Here is a 6,654-nt window from a genome sequence, read left to right as displayed (position 1 = left end):
AAGCTAAGCCTCACAGCGCCGATGGTACTGCAGGGGGGACCCTGTGGGAGAGTAGGACACCGCCGGACTTCTTTCGTGAATTGGCCACCCAGTGTTGGGTGGCCTTTTCTCGTTTCCGGACGAAAGGAACGTCGTGACTGAAGAAGACCGCCCGAGATCAGAGCGCAAGCCCCGATACAACGCCGCGGATTCCAGCGCACGGCGCGCACGTCGCGACGACGGCTCCCGTCCGGAGGGCGCGAACGATTCTCGTCCGCGCCGCGACAACAACGAGCGCCCCCGCCGAGACGGCGATGAGCGTCCGCGTCGCGATGGGGATTCGCGTCCACGTCGAGATGGGGATCGTCCGTCGTACCCGCGTCGGGATGGTGACGCGCGCCCCGCTCGCGATGGCGATTCGCGGCCCCGTCGCGACGGCGACCGGCCTTCGTACCCGCGCCGTGACGGTGACCGTCCCTCGTACCCGCGTCGCGACGGTGACGCGCGCCCCGCTCGTGATGGTGAATCGCGCCCCCGTAGTGACGGTGATCGTCCGTCGTACCCGCGCCGCGATGGTGACCGTCCCTCGTACCCGCGTCGCGATGGTGATCGTCCGTCGTACCCACGTCGCGACGGTGACGCGCGCCCCGCTCGTGATGGTGAATCGCGCCCCCGTCGTGACGGTGATCGTCCCTCGTACCCGCGTCGCGATGGTGACCGTCCCTCGTACCCGCGTCGCGATGGTGACCGTCCCTCGTACCCGCGTCGTGACGGTGATGCGCGCCCCGCTCGTGATGGTGAATCGCGCCCCCGTCGTGACGGTGATCGTCCGTCGTACCCGCGTCGTGACGGTGATCGTCCGTCGTACCCGCGTCGCGATGGTGACCGTTCCTCGTACCCGCGTCGCGATGGCGATCGTCCGCGCCGCGACGGCGACCGGCCCGCCTACTCGCGCCGCGATGACCGCGACGGGGGCGAGCGCGCCTCGCGTCCGCCGCAGGGCTCGGAGCGCCGTGACATCCCTCGTGGTCCCGAGATCCCAGACAGCGTCACCGCTCGTGATCTGCCCGGTGCCGCGCGCAACGAGTTGAAGACCCTGAGCAAGGAGAATGCGGAGCAGGTCGCTCGTCACCTCGCGATGGTCGCGCAGCTGATCGAGGACGAGCCGGAGCTGGCGCATGAGCACGCGCTGGCGGCATCCCGTCGCGCCGGCCGCGTCGGCGTCGTGCGCGAGACCGTCGCCATCACCGCCTACGCCGTGGGTGACTACGCACTCGCGCTGCGCGAACTGCGGACCTACCGGCGGATCTCCGGCAGCGACGACCAGATCGCACTCATGGTCGACAGCGAGCGGGGCGTTGGTCGACCCGATCGTGCGCTCGAGGTCGGGCGCGCAGTGGACCGTTCGACGCTGCCGGTCGAGGTCCGCGTCGAGCTTGCCATCGCGATGTCGGGTGCGCGACTCGACCGCGGCGAGACCGAGCGCGCGCTGCAGGAGCTCGACATCCCCGAGCTCGATCCCGACCGGGCGTTCTCGTGGAGCCCCGCGCTGTTCGCCGCTCGTGCCGCCGTGCTCGAAGACCTGGGCCGCAGCGGCGAGGCCGCTGTCTGGCAGCGCCGCGCGTTGGTGGCCGAAGAGGCGCTCGGCGCCAGCGAGGCGGACCGGGAGCTGATCGTCGTCGACGACATCGACGAGTCGGACGGCGAAGACGAGGTGCCCTCCGAGAATTCGTCGGACACCGACCACGCGTCGGACACGGAAGACGCCTCGGACGCCGAGCACGACGCCGATGCGGAGAACGCTCCGGACGCTGATGACGACGCCGATGCGGAGAACGCGCCCGACGCCGAGGAGGCGCCGGCCGCCGGCATCCACGAGTCGGATGCCGCAGACGAGTCGGATGCCGAGGAGGGTGAGTCTTCGGCGCCCGAGGAAGGGGAAAACCGCTGATGGGACTGTTCTCGCGCTCCGGAGCGACGCCGCTCGACGGCGTCGACGCTGTGCTCGCGGACCTGGACGGTGTCGTGTACGCCGGGCCGGGCGCGCTGCCGCATGCGGTCGAGAGCCTGAATCGCGCGGGGGAGTCCCGCCGGTTGGGATACATCACCAATAACGCGTCGCGTCGCGATGCCGTCGTCGCCGAGCACCTGCAGCAGCTGGGTCTCACCGGCACGCGACCCGATGATGTCATCACGAGCCCGCAGGCGGCGATGCGACTGCTCCGCGAGCGGGTGCCGGCCGGCGCGACGATCCTCGTCGTCGGCGGCGACGGCCTCGTCCACGAGCTCGAGAAGGCGGGCTACGTTCCGACGCGATCTGCTGAAGACGCGCCGGCCGCGGTCGTGCAGGGCTTCGCGCCCGAGGTGGGCTGGGCGCAGCTCGCCGAGGCCGCTTATGCCCTGGCCCTGCCGGAGGATGAGGGCGGGATTCCCTGGATCGCGACGAACACCGACTGGACGATCCCGCAGGCACGCGGGATCGCTCCGGGCAACGGCACACTCGTGTCCGCGGTCCACACGGCGGTCGGTCGTCTCGCGACCGTGGCGGGCAAGCCCGAGCGGCCCATCTTCGACGAGGCCGTCGCGCGCTTCGGCGCCGCGAACGCGCTGTTCATCGGCGATCGGCTCGATACCGACATCGCGGGCGCGCAGGCTGCCGGTCTGCAGTCCGCGCTCGTGCTGACGGGCATCGACCGACCCAAGCACGTGCTCGCAGCCCCGGCGAACTCGCGGCCGACGTACATCCTCAGCGATCTGCGCGAGCTGCACGAGCCGTACCCCGAGACCCGAACGAAGGGTGACACGACGACCGTGGGTCGGGCGTCGGTGCGGATCGACGGCGCTGACATCGTCGTGCTCGACGAGGGGGATCGTCCGATCGACCTCGTGCGCGCGGGTGCCGCCGCGATCTGGGCGACGGGGCGAGCCATCTACGGCTTCCGGGTACCGGAGCGGCTGTACGCCGATCCGTTCCACCGGCCCTGATCCGTTCCGCCGGCGCCGGCGCCGCGTATCGTGGGAGTCATGTCGATGGATGCCGCTGACCCCGCCGACGGCGCTGCACGTTCCGCCGACACGTCGACCGAGGCGATCGCGGAGCAGTGGCGCGACGACCTCGTGTCGGCTCTCGACGTGATCGAGGACCAGCCGCTGAGCGAGCGTGCCGCGTCGTACGCAGCGCTGCACGACGAGCTCGCCCGACGCCTCGACTCCGGTCCGACCGGAGCCGCGTGACCTCGCGACTCGACGCCGCGCTGGCCGCTCGCGGCCTCGCACGCTCGCGTACCCATGCCGCAGGCCTCATCACTGCGGGGCTCGTCTCGGTCGACGGGCGCGCGGTGGTCAAAGCGTCCGCCCCGGTCCGCGACGACGCCGAGATCACGGTCGCCGGCGCCGACCACTACGTCAGCCGCGCCGCGCACAAGCTGATCGCGGGGCTCGACGCTTTCCACATCGCCGTGGACGGGCGGCGTGCCCTCGACATGGGCGCTTCGACGGGCGGTTTCACGCAGGTGCTGCGCGAGCGCGGCGCGCGGCCGGTCGTCGCGGTCGACGTCGGTCACGGTCAGCTGGCAGCCGAGATCGCGGCCGACCCCGAGGTCGTCGCGGTCGAGGGGTTCAACGTGCGCAGCCTCAGCCCGGTCACCCTCGCGGAGCTGTCGGGCAGCGATGAGCGCCCCGGCATCGTCACGGGCGACCTATCGTTCATCTCGCTCGGTCATGTGCTCGCTCCGGTGGCGAGCGTGTGCGCCGCCGACACCGACGTCGTGTTGCTGGTGAAGCCGCAGTTCGAGGTCGGGCGCACGGCGGTCAAGGGCGGCCTCGTGACCGACCCCGGGCTGCGTGCGGACGCGGTCGCCGGCGTGCTGTGGACGGCCTGGGACGAGGGGCTCGGCACTCATGGCGTCGTCTCCTCCCCCCTCCCCGGAACACACGGCAATCAGGAGTACGTCATCCACCTGCGACCTCGCGTCGACGACGCGGGCAATCCGACAGAATGGATGCGAACCGTGGACGAATTGGCGGGAGCCCGATGATCGACGCGCAGCGCAACATCCTCGTCGTCGCGCACGCGCGCCGACCGCATACGGTCGCCGCCGCCGAGCGGGTGCTCGGCGCCCTGATCGCCGCCGGAGCGACCCCGGTGCTCGCGGCCGACGACCGCGACGAGCTGGTCGCCGCGCTCGGTGAGCTGGAAGGCGTGCTGACGCTCGACCGCGATGTGACGGTCGCGCAGCTGGAGCTCGCGATCGTCCTCGGCGGCGACGGCACGATCCTGCGCGCCGTCGACCTCGTCCGCGGCGGCACCGCGCCCGTGCTCGGCATCAACATGGGACACGTCGGCTTCCTCGCCGAGATCGAGGCGGACGACATGGACGACGCCGTGCGCCGGGTGATCGCCCGCGACTACGAGGTCGAGGAGCGGATGGCGCTGTCGGTGCGGGTGAAGGACGAGACCGGCGCCGTCGTCTACGAGACCTGGGCGCTCAACGAGGCGACCGTCGAGAAGGCGAGCCGCGAACGCATGCTCGAGGTCGTGCTCGAGGTGGACCGGCGGCCGCTGTCGGCCTTCGGCTGCGACGGCGTGGTCATCGCGACCCCGACCGGCTCGACCGCGTACAACTTCTCCGCCGGCGGCCCCGTCATCTGGCCGACGGTCGAGGCGGTCGCTGTCGTCCCCTTGTCGGCCCATGCCCTCTTCGCACGGCCGCTCGTGATCAGCCCCGAAGCATCCGTGGCGATCGAGGTCGTCGCCGGCACCAACGGCACCGGCATCCTGTGGGCGGACGGACGGCGCTCGCGCGACCTGCCGCCGGGCGCCCGCGTCGTGGTGCGCCGCTCCAGCACCCCCGTGCGCCTCGCGCGGCTGCATCCGGCGGCGTTCACCGACCGCCTCGTGCAGAAGTTCCGGCTGCCCGTCGTGGGCTGGCGTGGACCGGCCATCGAGCAGCGCGAGGGTTCGTCGTGATCGAGGAGATGCGCCTGCGCGGTCTCGGCGTGATCGCCGAGGCCACGCTTCCGATGGGCCCCGGTTTCACGGCCATCACGGGCGAGACCGGCGCCGGCAAGACCATGGTCGTGACCGGGCTCGGGCTGCTGCTCGGCCAGCGCGCCGACTCGGGTGCGGTGCGGGCGGGGGCGGCGCAGGCCTCGGTCGACGGCGTCTGGATCGTCGACGAGAACGGGCCCGTGGCCGAGCGCGTGCGCGAAGCCGGGGGAGACGTCGAGCCCATCGGCGGCGGACGCTCGGAGCTCTACCTCGGCCGCGTGCTCTCGAGCGAGGGCCGCAGCCGCGCGAGCGTCGGCGGTCGTCCGGCGCCCGCCGCGGTGCTGGCCGATCTCGCCGAGCAGCTCATCGTCGTGCACGGTCAGTCGGATCAGCTGCGGCTGAAGTCGGCGGTGGCCCAGCGGGACGCGCTCGACCGGTTCGGCGGCGCCGACCTGGTCGCCGTGCGCGAGCGCTACCGCGCGGCCTTCGACGCGTGGCGGGCCGTCGACGCCGAGCTGTCGCAACTGACGGCCGACCGCGACGCCCGGCGCCGCGAGGCCGACGAGCTGCGCGCTCGCATCGCCGACATCGAAGAGGTCGCCCCGCAGCCGGGCGAAGACCTGGCGCTCGCCGAGCGCGCCGAGAAACTCGCGAACGTCGAGGGGCTGCGCGCGGCGGCGGCCACCGCGCACGACGCGCTGTCGAACGACGACGACCTGCCCGACGCGGTGTCGTTGCTCGCCGAGGCGCGGCGGGCCATCGAGCGTGCCTCGACAAGCGACCCCGCGCTGGCGGAGTTCGTCGAACCGCTCGCCGACCTCGGCTACCGAGCCGCCGACCTCATGACCGGCCTGAGCGCCTACCTCGCCGATCTCGATGAGGGCGGTCCGCAGGAGCTCGCCGCGGTGGAGGAGCGGCGTGCCGCCCTCGGTGGGCTGCTGCGCGTGCACGGCACGCTCGACGAGGCCCTCGCCCTGCTCGAATCGGGCTCGGCGCGGCTCGTCGAGCTCGACGACGACGGCGACCGGATCGACCGCCTGACCGCGCGGCGCGACGAGCTGGCCGCCGAACTCGACGCTGCAGCCGGCGCCCTCACCGCAGCGCGCACCGCCGCGGCGGAGAGCCTCGGCACCGCGGTCACCGCCGAGCTGCGCGAGCTCGCGCTGCCGGATGCCCGTCTCGTCGTGCGCGTGGAGCCCGGCACCCCCACGGCCGCGGGGCGCGACGACGTCACGATTCTGCTGGCACCCCACCCCGGCGCCGACCCGCGCCCGGTGGCACGCGGCGCGTCGGGCGGAGAGCTCAGTCGCGTGATGCTCGCGATCGAGGTCGTGATCGCGGGCACCGACCCCGTCCCGACGTTCGTGTTCGACGAGGTGGATGCCGGTATCGGCGGCGCCGCCGCGATCGAGGTCGGTCGTCGGCTGGCCCGGCTCGCCGAGACGAGCCAGGTCATCGTCGTGACCCACCTGGCGCAGGTCGCCGCCTTCGCCTCGAACCACCTGACGGTCGTGAAGTCGAACGACGGCTCGGTGACGGCATCCAGTGTCCGCCGGCTGGAGGGCGCCGATCGCGAGGCCGAGATGGCCCGGTTGCTGTCGGGTCTGCCGGATTCGGATGCCGCGATCGAGCATGCGCGCGAACTGCTCGGCCTCGCCCGCTCCTGACTGATAGAATAGAAGCCC

Annotated in this window: 7 protein-coding genes and 1 rRNA gene; all 8 read left to right on the top strand. The window is 72.3% G+C overall.

Translation table 11 applies throughout. The features are described from left to right. Positions 1 to 68 (top strand): 5S ribosomal RNA (gene rrf, locus PUW82_RS15140); the annotation flags it as partial. A gap of 225 nt (positions 69 to 293) precedes the next feature. Further along, a complete protein-coding gene (locus PUW82_RS14220) occupies positions 294 to 1,070 on the top strand; it encodes a hypothetical protein (RefSeq protein ID WP_274222923.1) in 777 nt (258 codons plus the stop codon). After that, positions 1,067 to 1,930, top strand: a complete 864-nt coding sequence (locus PUW82_RS14215) for a tetratricopeptide repeat protein (RefSeq protein ID WP_337994560.1) — start codon at positions 1,067 to 1,069, stop codon at positions 1,928 to 1,930. Before PUW82_RS14220 ends, PUW82_RS14215 begins: the two co-directional genes overlap by 4 nt. After that, positions 1,930 to 2,964: an HAD-IIA family hydrolase gene (locus tag PUW82_RS14210; protein ID WP_274222922.1), complete on the top strand. Its 1,035-nt coding sequence runs from the start codon at positions 1,930 to 1,932 to the stop codon at positions 2,962 to 2,964. Before PUW82_RS14215 ends, PUW82_RS14210 begins: the two co-directional genes overlap by 1 nt. Before the next feature lie 39 nt (positions 2,965 to 3,003). After that, entirely contained in the window at positions 3,004 to 3,213 is a 210-nt protein-coding gene (locus PUW82_RS14205) for a hypothetical protein (protein WP_274222921.1), read from the top strand. Beyond that, a complete protein-coding gene (locus PUW82_RS14200) occupies positions 3,210 to 4,016 on the top strand; it encodes a TlyA family RNA methyltransferase (RefSeq protein WP_274222920.1) in 807 nt (268 codons plus the stop codon). Before PUW82_RS14205 ends, PUW82_RS14200 begins: the two co-directional genes overlap by 4 nt. After that, the gene (locus tag PUW82_RS14195) at positions 4,013 to 4,948 is read left to right on the top strand and encodes an NAD kinase (protein WP_274222919.1); all 936 of its coding nucleotides are present in this window, start codon (positions 4,013 to 4,015) and stop codon (positions 4,946 to 4,948) included. The genes PUW82_RS14200 and PUW82_RS14195 overlap by 4 nt, the downstream gene beginning before the upstream one ends. Beyond that, positions 4,945 to 6,636 carry a DNA repair protein RecN gene (gene recN / locus PUW82_RS14190; RefSeq protein ID WP_274222918.1) on the top strand — a complete coding sequence of 564 codons (1,692 nt, stop codon included), beginning with the start codon at positions 4,945 to 4,947 and terminating at the stop codon, positions 6,634 to 6,636. The genes PUW82_RS14195 and recN overlap by 4 nt, the downstream gene beginning before the upstream one ends. Positions 6,637 to 6,654 lie beyond the last annotated feature (18 nt).

The sequence above is a fragment of the Microbacterium thalli genome (assembly GCF_028737325.1).
GTDB lineage: Bacteria > Actinomycetota > Actinomycetes > Actinomycetales > Microbacteriaceae > Microbacterium > Microbacterium thalli.
This window is presented reverse-complemented; position numbering and strand designations above follow the sequence as displayed.

What these genes read in the sequence shown, in the direction of transcription:
- PUW82_RS14220 (WP_274222923.1), top strand. Translation starts at nt 294, where the DNA reads ATGAGCGTCCGCGTCGCGATGGGGATTCGCGTCCACGTCGAGATGGGG.
- PUW82_RS14205 (WP_274222921.1), top strand. Translation starts at nt 3,004, where the DNA reads ATGTCGATGGATGCCGCTGACCCCGCCGACGGCGCTGCACGTTCCGCC.
- PUW82_RS14195 (WP_274222919.1), top strand. Translation starts at nt 4,013, where the DNA reads ATGATCGACGCGCAGCGCAACATCCTCGTCGTCGCGCACGCGCGCCGA.
- PUW82_RS14210 (WP_274222922.1), top strand. Translation starts at nt 1,930, where the DNA reads ATGGGACTGTTCTCGCGCTCCGGAGCGACGCCGCTCGACGGCGTCGAC.